This is a genomic window from Sphingomonas sp. ABOLE, from assembly GCF_003950455.1.
GTDB lineage: Bacteria > Pseudomonadota > Alphaproteobacteria > Sphingomonadales > Sphingomonadaceae > Sphingomonas > Sphingomonas trueperi.
Genome location: NZ_QQWY01000017.1, coordinates 38,261 through 59,976 on the forward strand (window position 1 = coordinate 38,261; position 21,716 = coordinate 59,976).

Here is a 21,716-nt window from a genome sequence, read left to right on the forward strand (position 1 = left end):
GTCACTGCCCCTTGGCCAGCTTGATGCCCAGCAGCACCAGCCGCTCGCCGGTAATGCCGAACCAGTGCGGTACGCCCGCGGGCACCAGGATCACGTCGCCCGGCGCGAGCGTGCGGGTGGTGCCGCCGTCGATGCGGCTGCCTTCCACCAGCGTGGGGTTGCGGACCTCGCGATCGGGCATGGTGCCGCCCGAGACGAGCGTGCCCGCACCTTCCAGCACGATCGCATATTCCGCCTGGTCGGGGTGGACGGCGGGCTTGCCCGGCTTTTTCCAGATCTCGATCGCGGCGTTGTTGCTGCCGTCGCGGACCAGCGGCTTCCAGGCGAAGCCCTGGCCGGGCTTCATCTCGGCCAGCATCGCCTTGAGCTGTGCCTGCACCTCCTTGGCGGTGGCGAACGACGTGGGATCGGTGGCTGTCTGCGCGGCGGCGGGCAGGGCGAACAGCAATGCGGCCGTGGCAACGGCGCTGGGCAGGATCTTCACGGCCTCTCTCCCTATAGTGTGTTGAGAACGTTTGGTGCTCTTCCCGCCAACCTGCCACAGCCGGATCAGCCCCGCCAGCGCAACCGCTCGACCAGCAGCGCCAGGGCCGGCGTGGGCTGGCGGCGGCTCGGGTAGTAGAGGTGATAGCCCGCGAAGGGCGGCGAGAAGCGCGTCAGCACCGCCTCCAGCGCGCCGCTCGCCAGATGCGGCGCCAGCATCGCATCGGGCAGGCAGGCGATGCCGAATCCGTCGAGCGCCGCGCGCAGGATCGGGAAGACCGACGAGAAGGTGAGCGGGCCCTCGACCCAGACCTTGCGGTCGCGGCCGTCCTCCTCGAACTCCCAGGCATAGAGCCCGCCATAGGTGGGCAGGCGCAGGTTGATGCAGGCGTGCGCCGTCAGGTCCTCGATCGCCTCCGGCCGCCCGGCACGATCGAAATAGGCGGGGGACGCCACCGCCAGCATCCGCGCCTCGGGGCCGATCGGCACCGCCACCATGTCCTTGGCGATGATGTCGCCGAAGCGCACGCCCGCATCGAAGCGCTCGGCGACGATGTCCTTCAGCCGATAGTCGCTGTCGATCTCGACCCGGATGTCCGGGAATTCGCGCAGGATCGGCGCCAGTCGCGGCCAGAGCAGCGTGTGCAGCGAATGCTCGTCGGCGCTGATCCGCACCAGCCCGGCCGGCTTGTCGCGCAGCGCGGTCAGTGCCGCCAGCTCGGCTTCGATCTCGTCCAGCCGCGGCGCGAGCGTGGCGAACAGCCGCTCGCCCGCCTCGGTGAGGCTGACGCTGCGCGTGGTGCGATGGAGCAGCCGCACTCCCAGCCGCTCCTCCAGCCCGCGCATCGCGTGGCTGAGCGCCGAGGGCGTCACGCCGCTCTGCGCCGCCGCCCGGGTGAAGCTCTTCTGGCGCGCCACGGCGAGGAAGGCGGTCAGTTCGGAGAGCTGCTGGCGGTTCATTGCTGAACCCTATTCAGTACTGCATGCAGATACCAGCGCCTAATCGCTATTGTCGCGCGGCCCCATGTTGACGGCGAGGGTCACATGGCCCTGCAGTTTCTTACCTCCAAGGGGACCCGAACCATGGCCACCAAAGCCTATGGCGCCTATGCCGCCGACAAGCCGCTCGAACCGATCGACATCGAGCGCCGCGCGCCCGGCGATCACGACGTGCAGATCGACATCCTCTATTGCGGCGTCTGCCACTCCGACCTTCACCAGGTGAAGTCCGAATGGGACGGCACGCTGTACCCCTGCGTGCCGGGCCACGAGATCGTCGGCCGGGTGAGCGCGGTCGGCGAGCATGTCTCCAAGTTCGCGGTGGGCGACGTGGTCGGCGTCGGCTGCATGGTCGACAGCTGTCAGCATTGCGCCTCGTGCGACGAGGGGCTGGAGCAATATTGCGAGAACGGCTTCGTCGGCACCTATAACGGCCCGACGCCGGACGCCCCCGGCCATACGCTGGGCGGCTATTCGCAGCGCATCGTCGTCAGCGACAAGTTCGTGCTCAAGGTCGGGCATGGCGAGGAGGATCTTGCCGCGGTCGCGCCGCTGCTGTGCGCGGGCATCACCACCTGGTCGCCGCTCCGCCACTGGCAGGTCGGTCCGGGCAAGAAGGTCGGCATCGTCGGCATCGGCGGGCTCGGCCATATGGGCGTGAAGCTGGCGCATGCGCTGGGGGCACACGTCGTCGCCTTCACCACCTCGGAGAGCAAGCGCGCCGATGCGCTGGCGCTGGGCGCGGACGATGTCGTCGTGTCGCGCGATGCCGAGGCGATGGCGGCGCACGCGGGCAGCTTCGACTTCATCCTCAACACGGTGGCCGCCAGCCATAATCTCGACGCCTTCACCACCCTGCTCAAGCGCGACGGCACGCTGACGCTGGTGGGCGTGCCCGAGCATGCGCACCCCTCGCCCAACGTTGCGGCGCTGATCTTCAAGCGCCGCTCGATCGCCGGCTCGCTGATCGGCGGCATCGCCGAGACGCAGGAGATGCTCGATTTCTGCGCCGAGCACGGCATCGTCGCGGACATCGAGATGATCCGCGCCGACGAGATCAACACCGCCTATGCGCGCATGCTCAAGAGCGACGTGAAGTACCGCTTCGTCATCGACATCGCGTCGATGGGCTGAGGCCCGGCGGGGGCGGCATCTGCGTCGCCCCCGTGATTTCCCTTTCCGCCGCCAGCACCCTACATCGCCGCGATGCATCTTCGCGCCGAAGCCATCCTGCTCAGCGTTCGCGCCCACGGCGAACATGGCGCGATCGTGCGGGCGCTGACCGAAAACGACGGCGTCCAGCCCGGCTATGTCCGCGGCGGCCGTTCGCGGGCGCTGCGGCCGGTGCTCCAGCCGGCGAACCTCATCCAGGGCGAATGGCGCGCGCGGACCGAGGAGCAGCTCGCCGGGCTCACCGTCGAGCTCCTCCACAGCCGCGCCCCGATGTTCGGCGAGCCGCTGCCCGCCGCCGCGCTCGCCTGGGTGACCGCGCTCACCGCCGCGACGCTGCCCGAGGGGCTGCCCTATCCTCGCCTCCATGCCGCGCTGGGCGGCGTGCTCGACGCGATCGAAGCCGCACCCGCCGCGCGCGGCTGGGCGGTGGCGCTGGTGCGCTACGAGCTGCTGCTGCTCGCCGAGCTCGGCTTCGGCCTCGATCTGGAACGGTGCGCGGCGACCGGAGCGAGCGAGGACCTGGCCTATGTCAGCCCCAAGAGCGGGATCGCGGTGAGCCGGGCGGGGGCGCTGGGCTATGAGAATCGCCTGCTCGCCTTGCCCGATTTCCTCACCGCAGGCGGTGCGGCGGACTGGGAGGATATCCTGGCCGGCCTGCGCCTCACCGGCCACTTCCTCGCGCGCGACCTGCTGATCGGCCGCGGCGCCGATCTGATGGCGGCGCGCGCCCGGCTGGTCGACCGATTGTTGCGGGCGGTTGCATGAAGACCCCCAGGGCGGCTAAGCGCGCCTCTCAGGACATGCTGCTAGCGTGGGGATCGGAATGCCGTTGATTGCTGTACTGCCGGGTGACGGGATCGGCCCCGAGGTCACGCGCGAGGCGCGCCGGGTGCTCGAGGCGCTGGATCTCGGCCTCAGCTTCGAGGAAGCGCCGGTCGGCGGCGCCGGCTATCTCGCCGCTGGACACCCGCTCCCGGACGACACGCTGGCGCTCGCCAAGCGCGCCGATGCCGTACTGTTCGGCGCGATCGGCGATCCCCGCTTCGAGAAGCTGGAGCGCCACCTGCGCCCGGAAGCCGCGCTGCTCGGTATCCGCAAGGCGCTGGGCCTGTTCGCCAATCTCCGCCCGGCCACCCTGTTCCCCGGCCTGGAAGATGCTTCGCCGCTCAAGCCCGAGGTGGTGAACGGGCTCGACATCGTCATCGTCCGCGAGCTGATCGGCGACATCTATTTCGGCGAGAAGGGCCATCGCACCACGCCCGACGGCCTGCGCCAGGGCTATGACGTGATGAGCTATGACGAGGCGGAAGTGACGCGGATCGCCCGCGTCGGCTTCGAAATGGCCAAGCGCCGCCGCAGGAAGCTCTGCTCGGTCGACAAGGCCAACGTGCTCGAAACCTCGCAGCTGTGGCGCGACGTCGTCACCGCGATGGCGGCCGAATATCCCGAGGTCGAGCTGACGCACATGTATGTCGACAATGCCGCGATGCAGCTGGTGCGCGCGCCGGCAGCATTCGACGTGATCGTCACCGGCAATCTGTTCGGCGACATCCTCAGCGATCAGGCGAGCATGTGCGCCGGTTCGATCGGCATGCTGCCCTCGGCGTCGCTCGCCGCCTGGTCCGGCGCGAACGGCATGTACGAGCCGATCCACGGCAGCGCGCCGGACATCGCCGGGCAGGGCAAGGCTAATCCTTGCGCGGCCATCCTGTCCGCGGCCATGCTGCTGCGGCACTCGCTGAGCGACGAAGCCTCGGCGCAACGAATCGAAAAAGCGGTTGCCGCAGCGCTCGCCAAGGGCGCCCGGACGGCCGATCTCGGGGGCAATCTTTCAACGTCCGCGATGGGGGACGCGGTGCTGCTGGAGCTTCAGTGAGCGATACTCTGCTCGAACTTGCGGTCGTTATCCCCACCTTTAACGAACGCGCCAATGTTCCCCTCCTGATCGCCAAGCTGGACGCGGCCCTTGCCGGCCGCGCCTGGGAAGCGATCTTCGTCGACGACGACAGCCCCGACGGGACCGCCGATGCCGCGCGCGCCATCGGCCGGGAGGATCCGCGCGTGCGCGTGATCCAGCGGATCGGGCGGCGCGGCCTCTCCTCGGCGTGTATCGAAGGCATGTGCGCTACGGCGGCGCCCTGCGTGGCGGTGATCGACGGCGACCTGCAGCATGACGAGACGCTGCTGCCCAAGATGCTCGACGCGCTGCAGGCCGATGCGAGCCTCGACGTGGTGATCGGCTCGCGCTTCTGCGAGGGCGGCTGCACCGGCGAGTGGGACAGCGAGCGCGTCGCCAAATCGGCGTTCGCGACCAAGCTGTCGCGCCAGGTGCTGAAGGCGGACCTGACCGATCCGATGAGCGGCTTCTTCATGATCCGCAGCGAGATCGCGCGCGGGCTGGTGCCGGTGCTGTCCGGCATCGGCTTCAAGATCCTGCTCGACATCATGACCGCGAGTCCAAGGCCGCTGCGTTTCCGCGAGTTGCCCTACACCTTCCGGGTCCGCACCGAGGGCGAGAGCAAGCTCGATTACGTCGTGGCGATGGAATATCTGATCGCACTGTACGACCGGATGTTCGGCAAGGTCGTGCCGGTGCGCTTCGCGATGTTCTCGGCGATCGGCGCGATCGGCGCGGCGGTGCATCTCGCGGTGCTGTTCCTGCTGTTCCGGATGGGCGGGCTGCCCTTCGTCACCGGCACCATCGTCGCGACGATCGTGGCGATGACCTTCAACTATCTGCTCAACAACGCGCTGACCTATCGCGAACGGCGGCTGAAGGGCGCGGCGCTGCTGGGCGGCTGGGTGAGCTTCTGCCTGGTCTGCGCGGTGGGGGCGGCGGCCAATGTCGGGCTCGCGGCCTTCCTCCACAATGTCCAGCATGGCGACTGGCGGCTGTCCGCGCTGGCCGGGATCGCGGTGGCGGCGGTGTGGAATTTCGCGCTGTCGTCGCGGTTTGTTTGGGGGCGGTATTGAGTCCGGACTAGCTACTAGCCCCCCTCCTTGGAGGAGGGGTTGGGGGTGGAGGGATTCCAGAACGTTGGGTGGTCTATGTGAAACACAGCCCCTCCCCTGAAGGGGAGGGGCTCAAGTTCGTGTATTACACCAGCTCGGCCAGCGCTGCCGGGCTGAAGCCCTTCAGTTCCTGGCCCGCGCCCGCCCGGACTTTCTTCGCCCAGTCCGGATTGCTGATCAGCGCGCGGCCGACCGCGATCAGGTCGAATTCGTCGCGCTCCATCCGCTCGACCAGCTTGTCGAGGTCGCTGTGCTGCGAGGTTTCGCCGCCGAACGCCGCGATGAATTCGCCCGACAGGCCGACCGAGCCGACGCTGATCGTCGCGGCACCGGTGAGCTTCTTCGCCCAGCCGGCGAAGTTGAGGCCGTTCTCGCCGTCGATCTCGGGGAACTCGGGCTCCCAGAAGCGGCGCTGCGAGCAGTGCAGCACGTCCGCGCCGGCATCGACCAGCGGCTGCAGCCAGGCGGCCATCTCGTCCGGGGTGGTGGCGAGACGGGCGCTATAGTCCTGCTGCTTCCACTGGCTGAGGCGCAGGATCACGGGCATGTCTGGGCCCACCGCCGCGCGCACCGCCTTGACCACCTCCACCGCGAAGCGCGAACGCTCGGGCAGGGTTGCGCCGCCATAGCCGTCCTCGCGGGTGTTGGTGCCGGCCCAGAAGAACTGGTCGATCAGATAGCCATGCGCGCCGTGGATCTCGACCGTGTCGAAGCCGAGCCGCTTGGCATCGGCCGCGGCCTTGGCGAAGGCGGCGATCGTCGCCTCGATGTCCTGCTCGGTCATCGCCACGCCCCGCGGCTTGCCCGGCGCGACGACGCCCGAGGGGCTTTCGACGTCGACCGCGGGCACCCAGTCGGTCTGGGCCCTGGTCGAGCCGGTGTGCCAGATCTGTGGCGCCATCTTGCCGCCCGCGGCATGGACCGCCTCGATCACCGTCTTCCAGCCGGCAAGGGCTGCATCGCCATGGAAGAAGGGGATGCCCGGATGGTTGCGGGAGGCCGGACGGTCGATCACCGTGCCTTCAGAAAGGATCAGGCCGACATCGCCCTCGGCACGGCGGCGGTAATAGGCGGCGTTGGCCGCACCGGGGATGCCCTCGGGCGCGAAGGTTCGCGTCATCGGCGCCATCACGATCCGGTTGGGCAGATCGAGCGACTTGATGCGGAACGGACGGAAGAGGACGTCGGTCGACGCGGTCATGGGGGCTCCGTTGCGGTTTGAAACTGATGTGAAGCTAGCGACTGCCGCGCACCGTTCAAGATGGCCGTGCGGCCGCGCAACAATTTACCGCCAGCTCGGGAGCCACATCCAGTAGGTGTAACTCTGGGTGTCATGGAGCGGCGCGGCAGAGAGGATCGGGTAGAAATAGCCGAAGCAGACCAGCGCCAGTGCCAGATACCATTCCTCCCAGCCCTTGGCGCGCAGCCGGTCGAACTGGTGGAAGGTCACCGGCAGCAGCATGCACAGGAAGAGTGCCGAAAGGTGGTAGTAATAATAGAAGCCCAGCGACTTGGGGATGATCGCGAAGATCGCTACCGAAAAGGTCCAGAGCAGCGCGAGCGCCAGGGGGCGCCACGCCTTGGTGCGAAACCACAGGACATAGCTGGCGAGCACCGCGATCAGGCCGCCCCACATGATCACCGGGTTGCCGATCAGCAGTACGCCGCGCTGGGCGCCGTGATCCCATTCGTAGAAGAACCAGATCGGCCGCAGCATCAGCGGCCAACTCCACCATTCGGACTGGTAATTGTGGTGGGGAAGCACCTGAGTCTGCGCCGCGTACATCTCGCGCTGGAGGTGGAGCAGCCCGCGCAGGCCGTCGGTCGCGCCGGTCAGGTAGAAGAAGGTGGGTGCGAAGGTGGCGAAATAGACGGGGATGCTGATCGCGCCGAGCAGGACGAGCGCCGCCAGCGTCGACAGCCCCTGCCAGTGCGGCTGGTCGCCCGAGAAGAACGCGGCGGCGATCGGGCGGCGGGCGCGGCGGGTGTCGCGCAACCGGACGGCGATTAGCGCCAGTCCGAACACGGCGATGTAGGGCGCCGCCGCCCATTTGACGGCGGTGGCGAGGCCCAGCAGCGCGGCGCCGACGCACCAGCGCCAACGCACCTGCCCGCGGGTGCCGTGCATTGCCCAGAGCAGGAACACCATGCCCCATAGCAGGAAGGCGCCGAGGAACACGTCGAGCATCGCGGTGCGCGCCTGGACAAACAGGCTCTGGTCGAGCATCGCCAGCACCGCGCCGGTCACCGCCACGCGCATCCGCCCGCGCATCAGGATCCAGAGGAAGGCGAAGATGCCGAGCACCGTGGCGGTGCCCGCCAGCGTCGGCATCAGCCGCCAGCCGAACGGATTGTCGCCGAGCAGGTCCATCCCTGCGCCGATCAGTTCCTTGCCGAGCAGCGGATGCTCGGTGTTGCGCGGACTCGAGAGCTCGATCAGCGACTTGGCGGCGGGGACATAATGGACCTCGTCGAACATGATCTGACCCGGCTGGTCGATGTGCAGCGTGAACAGCAGCTGCGCGGCAAGGCCGAGGAGGAGGGCGACGAGCCCGGGACGGGTGGCGAGAGCCGATGGGCGGAGACGCATGGGGCAGGCCTAGCCGAGGCGCGCGCCGAGCGGAATAGGGCAGGTCCTCCCCGTCCCGGAGAAGGATCTTGGTGCTAAAGGTTGACGCGCCGCCCCCAAGCGCCGCAAAGCAGCGCCCATGAAGCGTCGTACCGGACAGGATCCCAGCGTCACCCGCAATTGGAAGCCCGCGACTCAGGCGGTGCGCGGCGGCACCGCGCGCTCCGAGTTCGGCGAGACCAGCGAGGCGCTGTTCCTCACCTCGGGCTATGCCTATGATTGCGCAGGCGATGCCGCCGCGCGCTTCGCCGGCGAACAGGCGGGCATGACCTATTCGCGCCTGCAGAACCCGACGGTGGAGATGCTCGAGCAGCGCATCGCCCTGCTCGAAGGCGCGGAGGCGTGCCGCACCATGGCGACCGGCATGGCGGCGATGACCGCGGCGCTCCTCTGTCAGGTGAGCCAGGGCGACCATATCGTCCAGGGCCGCGCCGCCTTCGGCTCGTGCCGCTGGCTGACCGACAGCCTGCTGCCGCGTTTCGGCGTGACCACCACGACGATCGACGCGCGCGATCCGCAGCAGTTCGAGGACGCGATCCGTCCGAACACCAAGCTCTTCTTCTTCGAGACGCCCGCCAACCCGACCATGGACGTGGTGGACCTCGAAGCCGTCTGCGCGATCGCCCGCAAGCACGGCATCGTCACCGTCGTCGACAATGCCTTCGCGACGCCCGCGCTCCAGCGGCCGATCGACTTCGGCGCCGACGTGGTCGCCTATTCCGCCACCAAGATGATGGACGGGCAGGGCCGCGTGCTCGCCGGCGCGGTCTGCGGGTCCGAGGACTTCATCATCAACACGCTGCTGCCCTTCACCCGCAACACCGGGCCGACGCTGAGCGCGTTCAACGCCTGGGTGGTGCTGAAGGGGCTGGAGACGCTGGACCTGCGCATCCGCCGCCAGAGCGAGAATGCGGTGAAGGTCGGCACCTTCCTCGAGCAGCGCGTGCCCCGCGTGAACTTCCCGGCGCTCCCCAGCCATCCGCAGCACGCGCTGTTCATGCGCCAGATGGCGGCGGCCGGCCCGATCTTCAGCTTCGAAGTCGATGGCGGCCGCGCCCAGGCGCACGCGCTGCTCGACGGGCTGGAGCTGATCGACATCTCCAACAATATCGGCGACTCGCGCTCGCTGATGACGCATCCGTCCTCGACCACCCATTCGGGCCTCGCCGAGGAAAAGCGGCTGGAGATGGGCATCACCGAAGGCATGATCCGCATCAATGTCGGTCTCGAAGACGCCGATGACCTGATCGCCGATCTCGACCAGGCGCTGCGAGGCGCCGGACTGTGAAGGCGCTCTTCACCGACGTGGCGACGACGCGCGGCGTGGTCGTCCGCGTTTCGGTGTCGTATCTGCCCGAACAATCCGAGCCGCGTCGCGGCCGCTGGTTCTGGGCCTATCACATCCGGATCGAGAATGAGGGCCCGGTGGCGGTGCAACTGCTCACCCGTCACTGGATCATCACCGACGGGCGCGGCTTGCGCCACACGGTGGAGGGCGAGGGCGTGATCGGCGAACAGCCGATGATCGCGCCCGGCGGCAGCTTCGACTATGTTTCGGGGTGCCCGCTCTCGACGCCGACGGGGTCGATGCAGGGCAGCTACCACATGATCGACGAGGACGGCGACGCGTTCGACGTGACCATCCCGCGTTTCGCGCTGGTCGCACCGGCGGTGGCGGGCGAACAGTGAAGCGTACCCATCTTCCCCTGAACGGCATGCGCGTGCTCGACGCCGCCGCGCGCCATCTGTCCTTCACCCGCGCCGCGGACGAGCTGGCGGTGACCCCCGCCGCCGTCGGCCAGCAGATTCGCGCGCTGGAGGATACCCTCGGCGTCGTGCTGTTCCGTCGCACCACTAAAGGTCTGGAACTCACCCCCGAGGCGGAAAGCGGGCTTACCGCGCTGCGCAACGGCTTCCTCCAGTTCGAGGAAGCGGTGCGCGCGATGCAGGCGGGGCAATCCTCCAAGTCGCTGACCATCGCCGCGCCGCGCGACCTGACCGCCAAATGGCTGATGCCGCGGCTCTCTGACATCGCCCGCGCCGATCCCGACCTGCGCTTCGTGCTGGTCCCGGCCGACGACGCGCTCGACTTCACCGAGGCCAATCTCGACCTGGCGATCCGCTGGGGCGAGGGGCCCGGCGAGCATGAGGGTGAGGCGCTGGAAAGCGACGGGATGGTCACGGTCGAGCGGCCCGGCGGCGGCAGCATCGACGTGCGGATTTCCTGGCCCGGCTGCATGGCCGAGGATGCCGGCTCGTTGGTCCGCGTTGCCGATGCCGGCCTCGCGATCGACGCGGCGGCGCAGGGGCTGGGCCGGGCGACCGTGCCCGAGCTACTGGCGCGCGCCGATATCGAGGGCGGCCGCGTCGCCGTCGTCGGCGAGCCCAAGGCGTCGCGGCTCGGTTATTGGCTGGTCGCGCCGCTGCCCCAATGGCGGCAGAAGAAGGTGCAGACGCTGGTCGAGGTGCTGGGCGGCTAGGCGGTTTTGGTCCGCCCGATCGGCACCGGCAGCAGCCGGCCCTGATCGTCGCCGATCACCATCACTTCCACCCCGAAGGCGTCGCGCAGCGGCTGATGGGCGAGCGCGGTCTCGGCTGGCCCGAACGCCACCGTACGGCCGTCGCGGAGCAACAGCACGTCGTCCGCCGCGCGGGCAGCCTGGACCAGATCGTGGAGCACGATCACCACGCCCATGCCGGTGGCGGCCAGCCCGCGCAGGCGATCGAGCAGGTCCAGCTGGTGGACCGGGTCGAGGCTCGCCAGCGGCTCGTCGGCGAGCAACCATTGCGGCTGCCCCGCCAGCACCCGCGCGAGCAGCACGCGGGCGCGCTCTCCGCCGGAAAGTTGGGTGACCAGCCGATCGGCGAGCGGACCGATCGCGGTGGTCTCGATCGCCGTATCGATCGCCGCGAGATCCTCGGCGGAAAGGCCGGCGAAGGGGGCGCGGTGCGGCAGCCGACCGAGCGCGACCAGATCGGCGACGCGCAGATCCCAGTGCACCGTCGCTTCCTGCGGCAGATAGCCGATCCGGCGGGCACGCTCGCGTGGTTCCAGCCGGGCGAGCAGCTTGCCACCGAGCTTTACCTGCCCGGTATCGGGATCGAGCAGCCCGGCGAGCGTGCGCACCAGCGTCGACTTGCCCGAGCCGTTGGGGCCGAGGATCGCGGTGACCCTGCCGGGCCGCAGCACCGCGTCGATCCCGTGCAGCACCCGCCGCTTGCCGAGGCTGACCGCAAGATCGGAAACGCTCAGTTCCATGTCGACCGCCGGAGCTTGAGGAGCAGCACGAAGAAGAAGGGGGTGCCGAGCAGCGCCATCGCGACGCCCAGGCGCACTTCGCTGGGGCCGGGGGAGAGCCGCACCAGGCTGTCCGCCGCCAGCAGCAGCGCCGCGCCGCCGAGCGCGCTGGGCAGCAGCAGCGCCGAGGGCCGGGCGCCGGTGAGCGGGCGGAGCAGATGGGGCACGATCAGTCCGACAAAGCCGACGATGCCGGTCACCGCCACGCTCGCGCCCACTGCCAGCCCGGTGCCGAGCACGACGAGCAGCTGCGTCCGCTCCAACCGTAGGCCCATCGAGCGTGCGGCCGCTTCGCCCAGCGTCAGCGCGTCGAGTGCACGGCCGGTGAGGAACAGCAGCCCGCAGCCGATCGCGATGAACGGCAGGGCGAGTTGCACCTCGGCATAGCTGCGGTCGGTCAGCGCGCCCATGATCCAGTCGAGGATTTCGGCGGTGGCATAGGGATTGGGCGCGATCGATATCAGGAAGCTGGTCAGCGCCGCGCCCAGGCTGGCGAGCACCGTGCCGGCGAGGATGAAGGCGACCGCACTCTCCGCCCGCCAGGCGAGCCCGGCGAGCAGCAGCATCGATCCGCACGCCGCCGCCATCGCGCAGCCGAACAGGACGAGCGGCGCGCTGCTCCCTAGCAGCACGATCGCGGCAACCGCGCCCAGCGCCGCACTGGAGGAGACGCCGACCACCGCCGGATCGGCAAGCGGATTGCGCAGAAAGCCCTGCAACACCGCGCCCGAGAGCCCCAGCGCCGCGCCGATCGCCAGGCCCAGGATCGCACGGGGCAGGCGCAGCTCGGCGATGATCCACCAGCGCGGATCGGGGCTGAACCAGGCGCTGGGCGGCACCCAGAATTTGCCCGCCATCAGTGATCCGGCGAACAGCAGCGCGACCAGCAGCGCCAGCCCGCCATTGAGCGCGATCCGGCTCATGACGCGAAGCTCGCTCTTTGGCACGGGCGCGCTGCAGCAGAATGGGCGTGGGCGATCGGCATGGATGCGCCCATAGCATTTCGGTCGCGCGCGCCTATCGAAACCTTGCGGGACGCGTGCGCCTGCGACGGGGCGGTGTGACCCCAAACCTTGGTATAGTCACCCCAAATCAAAGCGATGTCCTGCCGTGCGGACGTTCGATTCCGTCATGCTTCGGGCTGCGCGACAGTCCACCCGGCAAGACGGGATGGAACCATGTACCACCAGGCGTTGATCGATGTTGCTGCTCCGGCCCAGACGGGCGGAGCCCCCGAACTCACCGCGCTGCTGGCGGGTGCGATGCGGTCGCTCGACGAGGACCCGCCGCTCGCCCGGCGCTATCTGGAGCGGCTGTCGAGCCTGCTCGTCACGCCCGATGCCGATGCGGCCGCGGACCTGTTGCCTGACGGGCTGATGCGGGCCGACGGCGTCGCCAAGGGCGGCCTTGCCGGCTGGCAGCTTCGCCGCGTCGCCGCGCATGTCGACGCCTATCTCCAGGGACCGATCCTCACCTCCACGCTGGCGGAAGTGGCGCAGCTGAGCACCGGCCATTTCTGCCGTGCCTTCAAGATCAGCACGGGCGAGACGCCCCACGCCTATATCATCCGCCAGCGCATCCGCCGCGCCCAGTTGCTGATGCGCGATACCCGCGACACGCTGTCGCAGATCGCCTTTTCCTGCGGGCTGAGCGATCAGGCGCACCTCACCCGGCTGTTCCGCCGGCTGGTCGGCACCACGCCGCTCGTCTGGCGCCGCGCCTGGCAGCAGGGTGGCTGAAGGCAGCAGATTTCTTCAAGACAAGGGTGGCCCGGGCAGGGCAGCCGGGCTGTACGGCGTGCAGCACGGCGCCGTTTCGGAGGGGCTTTCGGGGCAGGGAGCGCAGCGGCGGGATGGAGAACAGGCAATCGCTGGCGATCGGCGCCTGGCGGGGCGTGTCGTTCGCCGTGGCGCAGATCGACGCCCTGGCAGCCGAGGATGACCTGCTTGTCGTCGGCATGCTCGAAAAGGACCTGGCCGGCGCGCACCGTGGTGGTGCCGAGGCGGTCGATCACGCGCTGCACGGCACGCTGTCCCGGTTGCGCGAGGGCGGGATCTTCACCGGCGGCTTCGGCGAGACGCTGATGCTCACCCGGCCGGCGGCGCCCATCCATGCGGCGACGCTGATGCTGATCGGTATGGGCACCTCGCTGCGTGCCAAGCCGGAGGCCGTTGGCAATCTCACCGGCCTGGCGATGCGTTCGGCGTTGCGGATCGGGGCTGCATCGGTCGGCTGCCTGCTCGGCTGGTCCGAACTCGATCTGCCCGAAGCGCTGGTCGCGCCCAGTGCTGCTGCGATGATGCGCGGCGCGCTCGCCGCCATCGATGCGCATGACGCGGAGGCGTTCCCGATGCGGTGGACCTTCGACATTCGCAACGGCGCTGCCGCCCAAACCACCGCCGCGCTTCGCGAAACCCTGATGGTCTGGCGCTGAGCCATGGGTGCGCCGCGCCACCAAAGCTGCTATGCTGCGCGCTCTGTCCGGGAGTTGGTGCGTTCACGATGTTAACCAGGGTTTCCAGCGGGCGTGCGCCGACACGCGGCACCGCGCCGATCCGCATCCTGCTGGTCGACGATCACATGCTGCTGCGCGAGGGCGTGCGCGCGGTCGTTTCCACCCAGCCTGACATGGAGATTGCCGGCGAGGCGAGCAGCGGGGCCGAGGCGATCGAGGCCTTTGCCCGGCTCCAGCCCGACCTGGTGCTGATGGACCTGCAGATGGCCGACATGTCCGGCCTGGAGGCGATCACCGCGATCCGCGCCGCGTCGCCGCACGCGCGGATCCTTGTGCTGACCACCTATTCGGGCGATGGTCGTGCGATCAAGGCGCTGCGCGCCGGCGCGATGGGCTATCTGCTCAAGGCCAGCCTGCGCAACCAGCTGCTCGAGGCGATCCGCTCGGTCCATCACGGCGGCAAGCATCTCGATGCCAGCGTGGCGACTGCGATCGCGCTGCACGTGCTGGACGAGGATCTCACCGAGCGCGAAGTGTCGGTGCTGACGCTGGCTGCCTGGGGCAATTCGAACAAGCAGATTGCCGCCCGGCTCGCGCTCTCCGAAGAGACGGTGAAGGGCCATATGAAGGCCCTGTTTGCCAAGCTCGGCGCCAATGACCGCACCCATGCGGTGACGATCGCGGCCAAGCGCGGGCTGATCGAGCTCTGAGTCAATCGGGGCGCGCGAGGCTGCCCCCGATCGCATCAAACCCGTGCAATACCTGCGTGACCGCGACCGCCTAGGGCTGCGGGCGGCGGTCTGCTGCCGCACGTGCCTGTGCCGCGCGATACGAGACCGCCGACTGTTCGAAAGAATGGAACGGTAGAAGCAAGTTTATCCGAGTTTTCGGAAAGCAAGCGCCGGCTATTCTGCACCCATCCCCGCCGGACCCCGGCAGCAACAGGAGCCGCACCATGACCCTCACCGCCACCGCTACGCCGGGCAAGTCGCTGATCACGCCGACCAACCACGCGCTCGTGCTGATCGACTTCCAGTCGCAGATGGCCTTCGCCACCAAGTCGATTGACGCGACGATCCTGCGCAACAATGCCGCACTGATCAGCCGCGGCGCCAAGTCCTTCGGCGTGCCGACGATCCTCACCACCGTCGCCGAGAAGAGCTTCTCGGGCCCGATGTTCAGCGAAGTGACCGATGCGTTCCCGGGCCAGAAGCTGCTCGACCGCACCTCGATGAACACCTGGGAAGACGCGGCGGTGATCGAGGAAGTCAACCGTATCGCCAAGCCGCGCATCGTGTTCGCGGGGCTCTGGACCAGCGTCTGCATCGTCGGTCCGGTCGCTTCGGCGATCGACCAGGGTTTCGAGGCCTATGTGATCACCGATGCCTGCGGCGACATCTCCACCGAAGCGCATGAGCGTGCGGTCGAGCGGATGATCCAGCTGGGCGCCGTGCCGATGACCTCGCTCCAGTATCTGCTCGAGCTGCAGCGCGATTGGGCGCGCGCCGAGACCTACGACTCGACCACCGGCATCGCGAAGCAGTGGGGTGGCGCCTACGGCCTCGGCGTCACCTACGCCAAGACGATGTTCGGCGCCTCCGAAGGCCATTGAGTTGCCCCCGGGCCCGGTGGCGCGCGCCCTCTCCAGCGTCGCCGGGCCCACCCCCTTTTCCTGCCCCCAACGACCAAGGAATGCTCCCATGACCTCCACCGTGACCACCAAGGACGGCGTCTCGATCTTCTTCAAGGATTGGGGCCCCAAGGATGCCCAGCCGATCATGTTCCACCATGGCTGGCCGCTCTCGTCGGACGATTGGGATGCGCAGCTGCTGTTCTTCCTCCAGCACGGCTTCCGCGTCGTCGCGCATGACCGCCGCGGCCATGGCCGCTCGCAGCAGGTGAGCGACGGCCACGACATGGATCATTATGCCGCCGACGCCGCTGCCGTCGCCGAGCACCTCAACCTGCGGGGCGCCGTGCACATCGGCCACTCGACCGGCGGCGGCGAAGTCGCGCGCTATGTCGCCAAGTACGGCATCCCGCAGGGCCGCGTCGCCAAGGCGGTGCTGGTCGCGGCCGTGCCGCCGATCATGGCGAAGACCGAAGCGTATCCCAACGGCCTGCCGATCAGCGTGTTCGACGGCTTCCGCAAGGGCACCGCGGACAACCGCGCGCAGTTCTTCCGCGATGTCGCCGCCGGCCCGTTCTACGGCTTCAACCGCGAGGGCGCCAAGGTCTATCCGGGCGTGATCGACAATTGGTGGCGCCAGGGCATGATGGGCAGCGCCAAGGCCCATTATGAAGGCATCAAGGCCTTCTCCGAAACCGACCAGACCGCCGACCTGAAGGCGATGACGGTGCCGACGCTGGTGCTCGCCGGCGACGACGACCAGGTGGTGCCGTACCACCAGGGCGCCGAACTGCAGGCCAAGCTGCTGCCGAACCCGACGCTGAAGATCTACCCGGGCTTCCCGCACGGAATGCTGACCACCCATGCCGACGTCATCAACCCCGACCTGCTCGCCTTCGTGCGCGGCTGATCGACCGCGCCGGGGAGGATCTGCAGATGAAGCCCTATCTTATCTCGCTTGCCGTCGGCCTGCTGGTCGGGGTGATCTACAGCCTCCTCGGCGTCCGCTCGCCGGCCCCCCCCACGATCGCGCTGATCGGCCTGCTCGGCATGCTCGTCGGCGAGCAGGTGGTGCCGGTGGTGAAGCGATTGTTCGCCGACCGCGACGTCGTCGCGTACATCCGCACCGATTGCGCCGAGCAGATCCTCGGCGTGCCGGTCAAGAAGCCCGACGACCAGGCATGAGCCTCACCCGACGCCAGACCCTTGCAGCCGCCGGCGCCACCGCCGCCGGTGCGCTGCTGCCTGCCCCGATCTTCGCAAGGAATGCCCGCATGCCCGCTACCGACCTGATCCTCGTCAACGCCCAGGTGACGACGCTCGACCGGGAGAACCCGGTGGCCGAGGCGATCGCGATCCGCGACGGCAAGTTCCTCGCGGTGGGCAGCGAAGCGGAGGTCCGCGCCGCCGCCGCACCGGGCGCGCAGGTGATCGACGCGCATCGCCGCCGGGTGATCCCGGGGCTGATCGACAGCCACATGCACATCATTCGCGGCGGCCTGAACTATAACATGGAACTGCGCTGGGACGGCGTGCCCAGCCTCGCCGACGCGATGGCGATGCTCAAGCGCCAGGTCGACAACACGCCTGCGCCGCAATGGGTGCGCGTGGTCGGCGGCTTCACCGAGCACCAGTTCGCCGAGAAGCGGCTGCCGACGATCGACGAGCTCAACGCCGTCGCGCCCGATACGCCCGTGTTCATCCTCCACCTCTATGATCGCGCGCTGCTCAATGCGGCGGCGCTGCGCGTGGTGGGCTATACCAAGGACACGCCGAACCCGCCGGGCGGCGAGATCGTCCGCGATGCCGCGGGCAACCCCACCGGCCTGCTGCTCGCCCAGCCCAACGCGACGATCCTCTATTCGACGCTCGCCAAGGGGCCCAAGCTTCCGCAAGACTATCAGCTCAATTCCACCCGCCATTTCATGCGCGAAGTGAACGGCCTGGGCGTCACCGGCGTGATCGACGCAGGGGGCGGCTTCCAGAACTATCCCGACGACTACAAGATCATCGAGAAGCTCCACGCCGACGGCCAGCTGACCGTGCGGATCAGCTACAACCTGTTCACCCAGAAGCCCAAGGAAGAGCTGGCCGACTTCGCCGGCTGGGTGAAGCAGGTGACGCCGGGGCAGGGCGACGACAGCTATCGCCACAATGGCGCGGGCGAGATGCTCGTCTACTCCGCCGCCGACTTCGAGGATTTCCGCGTCGCCCGCCCGGACATGCCGCCGACCATGGAAGGCGATCTCGAGCCGGTGATCCGCCTGCTCGCCGAGCATCGCTGGCCGTGGCGCCTCCATGCCACCTATGACGAGACGATCGGTCGCGCGCTCGACGTCTACGAGAAGGTCCACCGCGACATTCCGCTGACCGGTATCCACTGGTTCTTCGACCATGCCGAGACGATCAGCGACCGCAATATCGATCGCATTGCAGCGCTCGGCGGCGGCATCGCCGTGCAGCATCGCATGGCCTATCAGGGCGAGTATTTCGTCGAGCGCTACGGCGCCAAGGCCGCCGAGCGCACCCCGCCGATCGCCAAGATGCTCGCCGCCGGCCTGCCGGTGGGCGCGGGCACCGATGCGACCCGCGTTGCGAGCTATAACCCTTGGGTGTCGCTCAGCTGGCTGGTGACCGGCCGCACGGTGGGCGGGCTCAAGCTCTATCCGGGCGCCAACCGCGTCAGCCGCGAAAAGGCGCTCGCCATGTGGACGCACGAGAATACCTGGTTCTCGAACGAAGTCGGCAAGAAGGGCCAGATCAAGGCCGGCCAGCTGGCCGACCTGGCGGTGCTCTCGGCCGATTACTTCTCCGTCCCCGAGGACCAGATCGTCCATATCCGTTCGGTGCTGACGCTGCTCGGCGGGCAGGTCGTGCATGGCGATGGCGACTATGCCCCGCTCGCGCCCGCGCTGCCCCGCCCGATGCCCGACTGGTCGCCGGTCGCGACCTTCGGCGGCTATCACCAGTCGCCCGAGACCCGCGCCCAGTTCGCCTCCGCCTGCGCTTGCCACAGCAGCTGCTCGGTCCACGGCCACGACCATGCCGCAGCACTCGGCGCGCAGGTGCCCGCCGCCGACGTGCAGAGCTTCTGGGGCGCGCTCGGCTGCGGCTGCTGGGCGGTGTGATGCAGGGGGCTGCCCCATCCACCTGCGTTCCCCTCCCGCTTGCGGGAGGGGCTAGGGGTGGGGCTGGGCCGCCTCAGCGCTTCTTCCATGTCATTCCCTCCCCCAGCCCCTCCCGCAAGCGGGAGGGGAGCGATCCCTCCAGGAGTTTCGCCATGCGCCGCTTCCTCCTCGCCTCCGCCCTCGTCATCGCAACCCCGGCGCTCGCCCAGCAGACCGCCGACTATTCGGTCGGTCCGCAATACGACACCACCCACGTCTATGTGCCGGAAGACCAGTTCGACAGTTTCGTCACCAGCTTCGTAGGCACCTTCGGCGGCACGACGAGCAAGCAGGGCGTGTTTCAGGTGACGCCCACCACCAGCCTTACCAAGTCGCAGCTGGTGCTGACTCCCGCCGGCACCGTCTCGGTATTCGGGTTCAAGACGCCGATCCCCTTCCCCTTCGGCGACGAGCGCACCGGCTATCTGGTGACCGACATCGACGCCGCAGTGAAGGCCGCCCTGCAGCACGGCGCGGTCCGCCGGCTGGTGACCTTCCCCGATCCGATTGGCCGTGACTCGCTGATCCAGTGGCCGGGCGGCGTGAACATGCAGCTCTACTGGCACACCACCAAACCCAGCTACACGCCGCTCGAGACGGTGCCCGAGAACCGCATCTACCTGACCGAGGACGTCGCCGATCGCTTCGTGAAGAGCTGGGTCGGCTATGCCAGGGGCACGGTGACCGCCGATGACCGCGCCGCACCCGGTGCCGAGGTCGGCGAGCCCGGCAAGACGATCCGCCGCATTTCGATCACCAGCGGCTATGGCAAGATGGTGGTGTTCGTCACCGACGGCCTGCTGCCCTGGCCCTATGGTCGCGACATGACCGGCTATGCGGTGCCCGATCTCGACGCGACGCTCGCCAAGGCCAAGGCCGCCGGCGTCGAGACGCTGGTGCAGCCTTACGCCGCAGCCGGTGGGCGCGCGGCGATCGTGCGCTTCCCCGGCGGCTATATCGCCGAGATCCACAGCGCCCCGGCCAAGTGACCATGGCGACGCCGGATCCGCGCTTCGTCGACGCCATTCTCGACTGGCGGCCGACCTGGTTCCTCGCCCGGCTGCTGCTGGTCGGCGCCTATCTGCTCGGCGGACTGGTCAAGCTCGCCGACTGGCAGGGGGCGGTGGCGGAGCAGGCGCATTTCGGCATGCACCCGCCCGCGCTCTGGGCGGCGCTGACCATCGCGGTGGAGCTGATCGGGCCGGTGCTGATCCTCACCGGCCGCTGGATCTGGCTGGGGGCGGGCATGCTGGGGGTGTTCACCCTGCTCGCCGCCTTCACCGCCAACGCCTTCTGGACGATGCCCCCGGGCCCCGAGCGGTTCGGCGCGACCAACGCCTTCTTCGAGCATCTCGGCCTGATCGGCGGCTTCATCCTCGCGGCGCTGGTGGCGGAGCAGGCGAAGCGGCGTGGCTAGCCTCGCCGCGGCGATGGTGCTGGTGGCGCCCGCCGCGCAACTGCCGTCCGCCCCTCCCCCGACCCAGCTTCAGGCCGGTCAGGCCGGGGGCCTGACCGGCCTGAAGCTCGCAAGCGGGAGGGGAGCGCAGACTGCGGATTCACGACAAGTCGTGCCCGCCCCCGAACCCTGGCAGGCGCCGACGCTCAGCATCACCCGCTATGACGAGGACTGGTCCGATCTCGCCGATGCCGAGAAGCGCGCGCACCATTGGACCGGACCGTTCAAATACCTCCCCCTCGGGGGCGATGCGTGGCTCTCCACCGGCATCGAAGTCCGGCTGCGCGGCGAATCCTTCGCCAACAACGCCCTGGGCAACGCGGCCTCGCCGGACGACGCGTATCTCTGGACCCGCGCGCTGCCCTATGCCGATCTCCATATCGGCCGCGTCCGCGCCTTTGCCCAGCCGATCCTCGCTTATGCCGCCGGTGTCCGCCCCGCCGCGAGCCCCGTGGACCAGACCCGAACCGACCTCCTCCAGGGCTTTGCCGAACTCGATCTCGGTGCGGTCACCCTGCGCGGCGGGCGGCAGATGCTGTCACTCGGCACCGAACGGCTGATCGGCACGCGCTACGGCCCCAATGTGCCGCTCGCCTTTGACGGCGTGCGCGGGATCGTCGCGGTGGGCCAGGCCAGGATCAGCCTGCTCGCCGTCGGGCCAGTGGCACCGCGGCCGGGGACCTTCGACGACCGCACTTCTCCGACCAAGCGGCTCTGGGGCGCCTATGCGGTGCTGCCGGGCATCGACCTCTATTATCTCGGTTATCGCAACCGCACCGCGCAGTTCGGCACCCGCACCGGCCGCGAGCTGCGCCACAGCTTCGGCGCGCGCGTCTATGGCACCCGCGACGACTGGCACTGGAATATCGAGGGCGTCGCCCAGTTCGGTCGCTTCGCCGATGGGCCTATCGCCGCCTGGACGCTCGGCACCGAGCTTGGTCGCACGCTGCCAAGCCTGCCCTTCGCACCCGACGCGGTGCTGCGCTTCAACGTGATCAGCGGCGACGGCCATGCCGGGGATCGCCGGCTGGGCACGTTCAACGCGCTGTTCCCCAAGGGCAAATATTTCGGCGAGCTGTCGCCGGTCGGCCCGTACAACCTGATCAACCTCAACCCGCGCATCGCCGGCACGCTGGGCAAGGGCGTCTCCGCCAGCATCGCCGGCAGCGCCTATTGGCGTTACAGCAGGGCGGACGGCGTCTACGACATCCCCGGCAACCTGCTCCGCGCGCCCGGCGCCAGCCGCGCTCGCTTCATCGGCAAGCAGATTGAAGGCGCCATCGCCTGGCAGGCGACCTCCGAGCTCGAGCTTTCCGCCTCGATTTCCTTCTTCCAGGCCGGCCGCTTCCTGCGCGAGGCTGGCGCGCCCCGTCCGATCCGGATGATCGGCCTGGAAGGCAATTTCCGATTCTGA

23 protein-coding genes are annotated in these 21,716 nt (G+C 68.8%); 17 read left to right on the forward strand and 6 right to left on the reverse strand.

The features are described from left to right. Position 1: 1 nt before the first annotated feature. Together CA234_RS12185 and CA234_RS12190 are read right to left on the reverse strand one after the other, a co-directional pair. Positions 2-484, reverse strand: a complete 483-nt coding sequence (locus CA234_RS12185; protein WP_206431180.1) for a cupin domain-containing protein — start codon at positions 482-484, stop codon at positions 2-4. Positions 485-549: 65 nt separating this feature from the next. Beyond that, positions 550-1,443, reverse strand: coding sequence for a LysR family transcriptional regulator (locus CA234_RS12190; RefSeq protein ID WP_125972501.1), 894 nt, complete (start codon positions 1,441-1,443; stop codon positions 550-552). Between the two features lie 123 nt (positions 1,444-1,566). On the opposite strand from CA234_RS12190, the gene CA234_RS12195 reads away from it, so the two are divergent. From CA234_RS12195 to CA234_RS12210, 4 genes are all read left to right on the forward strand, one after another. Then, positions 1,567-2,616: an NAD(P)-dependent alcohol dehydrogenase gene (locus tag CA234_RS12195; protein WP_125972503.1), complete on the forward strand. Its 1,050-nt coding sequence runs from the start codon at positions 1,567-1,569 to the stop codon at positions 2,614-2,616. 72 nt (positions 2,617-2,688) lie between these two features. Continuing rightward, positions 2,689-3,420, forward strand: a complete 732-nt coding sequence (gene recO / locus CA234_RS12200; protein ID WP_125972505.1) for a DNA repair protein RecO — start codon at positions 2,689-2,691, stop codon at positions 3,418-3,420. Positions 3,421-3,478: 58 nt separating this feature from the next. Beyond that, positions 3,479-4,531 carry a 3-isopropylmalate dehydrogenase gene (gene leuB, locus CA234_RS12205; RefSeq protein WP_126001811.1) on the forward strand — a complete coding sequence of 351 codons (1,053 nt, stop codon included), beginning with the start codon at positions 3,479-3,481 and terminating at the stop codon, positions 4,529-4,531. Further along, positions 4,528-5,628 carry a glycosyltransferase family 2 protein gene (locus CA234_RS12210; protein WP_125972509.1) on the forward strand — a complete coding sequence of 367 codons (1,101 nt, stop codon included), beginning with the start codon at positions 4,528-4,530 and terminating at the stop codon, positions 5,626-5,628. Before leuB ends, CA234_RS12210 begins: the two co-directional genes overlap by 4 nt. A 124-nt stretch (positions 5,629-5,752) precedes the next feature. On the opposite strand, the gene CA234_RS12215 is transcribed toward CA234_RS12210, so the two are convergent. Together CA234_RS12215 and CA234_RS12220 are read right to left on the reverse strand one after the other, a co-directional pair. Further along, a complete protein-coding gene (locus tag CA234_RS12215) occupies positions 5,753-6,868 on the reverse strand; it encodes an NADH:flavin oxidoreductase (protein ID WP_125972511.1) in 1,116 nt (371 codons plus the stop codon). Positions 6,869-6,952: 84 nt separating this feature from the next. Next, positions 6,953-8,257 (reverse strand): phospholipid carrier-dependent glycosyltransferase, encoded by a 1,305-nt coding sequence (locus tag CA234_RS12220; protein ID WP_126001812.1) that lies wholly within the window; start codon positions 8,255-8,257, stop codon positions 6,953-6,955. A 118-nt stretch (positions 8,258-8,375) separates the two neighbouring features. Between CA234_RS12220 and CA234_RS12225 the strand changes: the two genes are divergently transcribed. Genes CA234_RS12225 through CA234_RS12235 form a run of 3 tightly spaced genes read left to right on the forward strand, consistent with a single transcriptional unit; the run spans position 8,376 to position 10,776 of the window. Beyond that, positions 8,376-9,584: an aminotransferase class I/II-fold pyridoxal phosphate-dependent enzyme gene (locus CA234_RS12225; RefSeq protein ID WP_125972515.1), complete on the forward strand. Its 1,209-nt coding sequence runs from the start codon at positions 8,376-8,378 to the stop codon at positions 9,582-9,584. Next, positions 9,581-9,985 (forward strand): Co2+/Mg2+ efflux protein ApaG, encoded by a 405-nt coding sequence (gene apaG, locus CA234_RS12230; protein WP_125972517.1) that lies wholly within the window; start codon positions 9,581-9,583, stop codon positions 9,983-9,985. Before CA234_RS12225 ends, apaG begins: the two co-directional genes overlap by 4 nt. Then, positions 9,982-10,776, forward strand: a complete 795-nt coding sequence (locus CA234_RS12235) for a LysR family transcriptional regulator (RefSeq protein ID WP_125972519.1) — start codon at positions 9,982-9,984, stop codon at positions 10,774-10,776. Before apaG ends, CA234_RS12235 begins: the two co-directional genes overlap by 4 nt. Here the strand turns inward: CA234_RS12235 and CA234_RS12240 are convergent. Beyond that, on the reverse strand, positions 10,773-11,555 hold the full coding sequence (locus CA234_RS12240) for an ABC transporter ATP-binding protein (RefSeq protein ID WP_125972521.1): 783 nt from the start codon (positions 11,553-11,555) through the stop codon (positions 10,773-10,775). The two genes, CA234_RS12235 and CA234_RS12240, sit on opposite strands and share 4 nt — an antisense overlap. Then, entirely contained in the window at positions 11,546-12,517 is a 972-nt protein-coding gene (locus tag CA234_RS12245; protein ID WP_125972523.1) for an iron ABC transporter permease, read from the reverse strand. Before CA234_RS12245 ends, CA234_RS12240 begins: the two co-directional genes overlap by 10 nt. 255 nt (positions 12,518-12,772) lie before the next feature. Between CA234_RS12245 and CA234_RS12250 the strand changes: the two genes are divergently transcribed. The 10 genes from CA234_RS12250 to CA234_RS12295 all read left to right on the forward strand — a co-directional run bounded on the left by CA234_RS12250 (position 12,773) and on the right by CA234_RS12295 (position 21,716). Beyond that, positions 12,773-13,333, forward strand: coding sequence for an AraC family transcriptional regulator (locus CA234_RS12250; RefSeq protein WP_125972525.1), 561 nt, complete (start codon positions 12,773-12,775; stop codon positions 13,331-13,333). A 113-nt stretch (positions 13,334-13,446) separates the two neighbouring features. Continuing rightward, entirely contained in the window at positions 13,447-14,028 is a 582-nt protein-coding gene (locus CA234_RS12255; RefSeq protein ID WP_241213477.1) for a M17 family peptidase N-terminal domain-containing protein, read from the forward strand. A 68-nt stretch (positions 14,029-14,096) separates the two neighbouring features. Then, positions 14,097-14,759, forward strand: coding sequence for a response regulator transcription factor (locus tag CA234_RS12260; protein ID WP_126001813.1), 663 nt, complete (start codon positions 14,097-14,099; stop codon positions 14,757-14,759). A 245-nt stretch (positions 14,760-15,004) separates the two neighbouring features. Beyond that, a complete protein-coding gene (locus CA234_RS12265; RefSeq protein ID WP_126001814.1) occupies positions 15,005-15,661 on the forward strand; it encodes a hydrolase in 657 nt (218 codons plus the stop codon). An 88-nt stretch (positions 15,662-15,749) separates the two neighbouring features. After that, positions 15,750-16,589 carry an alpha/beta hydrolase gene (locus CA234_RS12270; RefSeq protein WP_125972531.1) on the forward strand — a complete coding sequence of 280 codons (840 nt, stop codon included), beginning with the start codon at positions 15,750-15,752 and terminating at the stop codon, positions 16,587-16,589. A gap of 26 nt (positions 16,590-16,615) precedes the next feature. Then, positions 16,616-16,864, forward strand: a complete 249-nt coding sequence (locus tag CA234_RS12275; protein WP_125972533.1) for a XapX domain-containing protein — start codon at positions 16,616-16,618, stop codon at positions 16,862-16,864. An 89-nt stretch (positions 16,865-16,953) separates the two neighbouring features. Further along, positions 16,954-18,807 carry an amidohydrolase gene (locus CA234_RS12280; protein ID WP_125972574.1) on the forward strand — a complete coding sequence of 618 codons (1,854 nt, stop codon included), beginning with the start codon at positions 16,954-16,956 and terminating at the stop codon, positions 18,805-18,807. A 152-nt stretch (positions 18,808-18,959) separates the two neighbouring features. Further along, on the forward strand, positions 18,960-19,835 hold the full coding sequence (locus CA234_RS12285; RefSeq protein ID WP_126001815.1) for a glyoxalase: 876 nt from the start codon (positions 18,960-18,962) through the stop codon (positions 19,833-19,835). Positions 19,836-19,837: 2 nt separating this feature from the next. Continuing rightward, positions 19,838-20,263 carry a DoxX family protein gene (locus CA234_RS12290; RefSeq protein WP_126001816.1) on the forward strand — a complete coding sequence of 142 codons (426 nt, stop codon included), beginning with the start codon at positions 19,838-19,840 and terminating at the stop codon, positions 20,261-20,263. Then, entirely contained in the window at positions 20,256-21,716 is a 1,461-nt protein-coding gene (locus tag CA234_RS12295) for an alginate export family protein (protein ID WP_241213478.1), read from the forward strand. Before CA234_RS12290 ends, CA234_RS12295 begins: the two co-directional genes overlap by 8 nt.

Excerpts from the sequence above, each read along its gene's own strand:
- CA234_RS12190 (WP_125972501.1), bottom strand. The coding sequence starts at position 1,443 with ATGAACCGCCAGCAGCTCTCCGAACTGACCGCCTTCCTCGCCGTGGCG.
- CA234_RS12195 (WP_125972503.1), top strand. The coding sequence starts at position 1,567 with ATGGCCACCAAAGCCTATGGCGCCTATGCCGCCGACAAGCCGCTCGAA.
- recO (WP_125972505.1), top strand. The coding sequence starts at position 2,689 with ATGCATCTTCGCGCCGAAGCCATCCTGCTCAGCGTTCGCGCCCACGGC.
- leuB (WP_126001811.1), top strand. The coding sequence starts at position 3,479 with ATGCCGTTGATTGCTGTACTGCCGGGTGACGGGATCGGCCCCGAGGTC.
- CA234_RS12215 (WP_125972511.1), bottom strand. The coding sequence starts at position 6,868 with ATGACCGCGTCGACCGACGTCCTCTTCCGTCCGTTCCGCATCAAGTCG.
- CA234_RS12220 (WP_126001812.1), bottom strand. The coding sequence starts at position 8,257 with ATGCGTCTCCGCCCATCGGCTCTCGCCACCCGTCCCGGGCTCGTCGCC.
- CA234_RS12225 (WP_125972515.1), top strand. The coding sequence starts at position 8,376 with ATGAAGCGTCGTACCGGACAGGATCCCAGCGTCACCCGCAATTGGAAG.
- CA234_RS12240 (WP_125972521.1), bottom strand. The coding sequence starts at position 11,555 with ATGGAACTGAGCGTTTCCGATCTTGCGGTCAGCCTCGGCAAGCGGCGG.
- CA234_RS12245 (WP_125972523.1), bottom strand. The coding sequence starts at position 12,517 with ATGAGCCGGATCGCGCTCAATGGCGGGCTGGCGCTGCTGGTCGCGCTG.
- CA234_RS12250 (WP_125972525.1), top strand. The coding sequence starts at position 12,773 with ATGTACCACCAGGCGTTGATCGATGTTGCTGCTCCGGCCCAGACGGGC.
- CA234_RS12255 (WP_241213477.1), top strand. The coding sequence starts at position 13,447 with ATGGAGAACAGGCAATCGCTGGCGATCGGCGCCTGGCGGGGCGTGTCG.
- CA234_RS12260 (WP_126001813.1), top strand. The coding sequence starts at position 14,097 with ATGTTAACCAGGGTTTCCAGCGGGCGTGCGCCGACACGCGGCACCGCG.
- CA234_RS12265 (WP_126001814.1), top strand. The coding sequence starts at position 15,005 with ATGACCCTCACCGCCACCGCTACGCCGGGCAAGTCGCTGATCACGCCG.
- CA234_RS12270 (WP_125972531.1), top strand. The coding sequence starts at position 15,750 with ATGACCTCCACCGTGACCACCAAGGACGGCGTCTCGATCTTCTTCAAG.
- CA234_RS12275 (WP_125972533.1), top strand. The coding sequence starts at position 16,616 with ATGAAGCCCTATCTTATCTCGCTTGCCGTCGGCCTGCTGGTCGGGGTG.
- CA234_RS12280 (WP_125972574.1), top strand. The coding sequence starts at position 16,954 with ATGCCCGCTACCGACCTGATCCTCGTCAACGCCCAGGTGACGACGCTC.
- CA234_RS12285 (WP_126001815.1), top strand. The coding sequence starts at position 18,960 with ATGCGCCGCTTCCTCCTCGCCTCCGCCCTCGTCATCGCAACCCCGGCG.
- CA234_RS12290 (WP_126001816.1), top strand. The coding sequence starts at position 19,838 with ATGGCGACGCCGGATCCGCGCTTCGTCGACGCCATTCTCGACTGGCGG.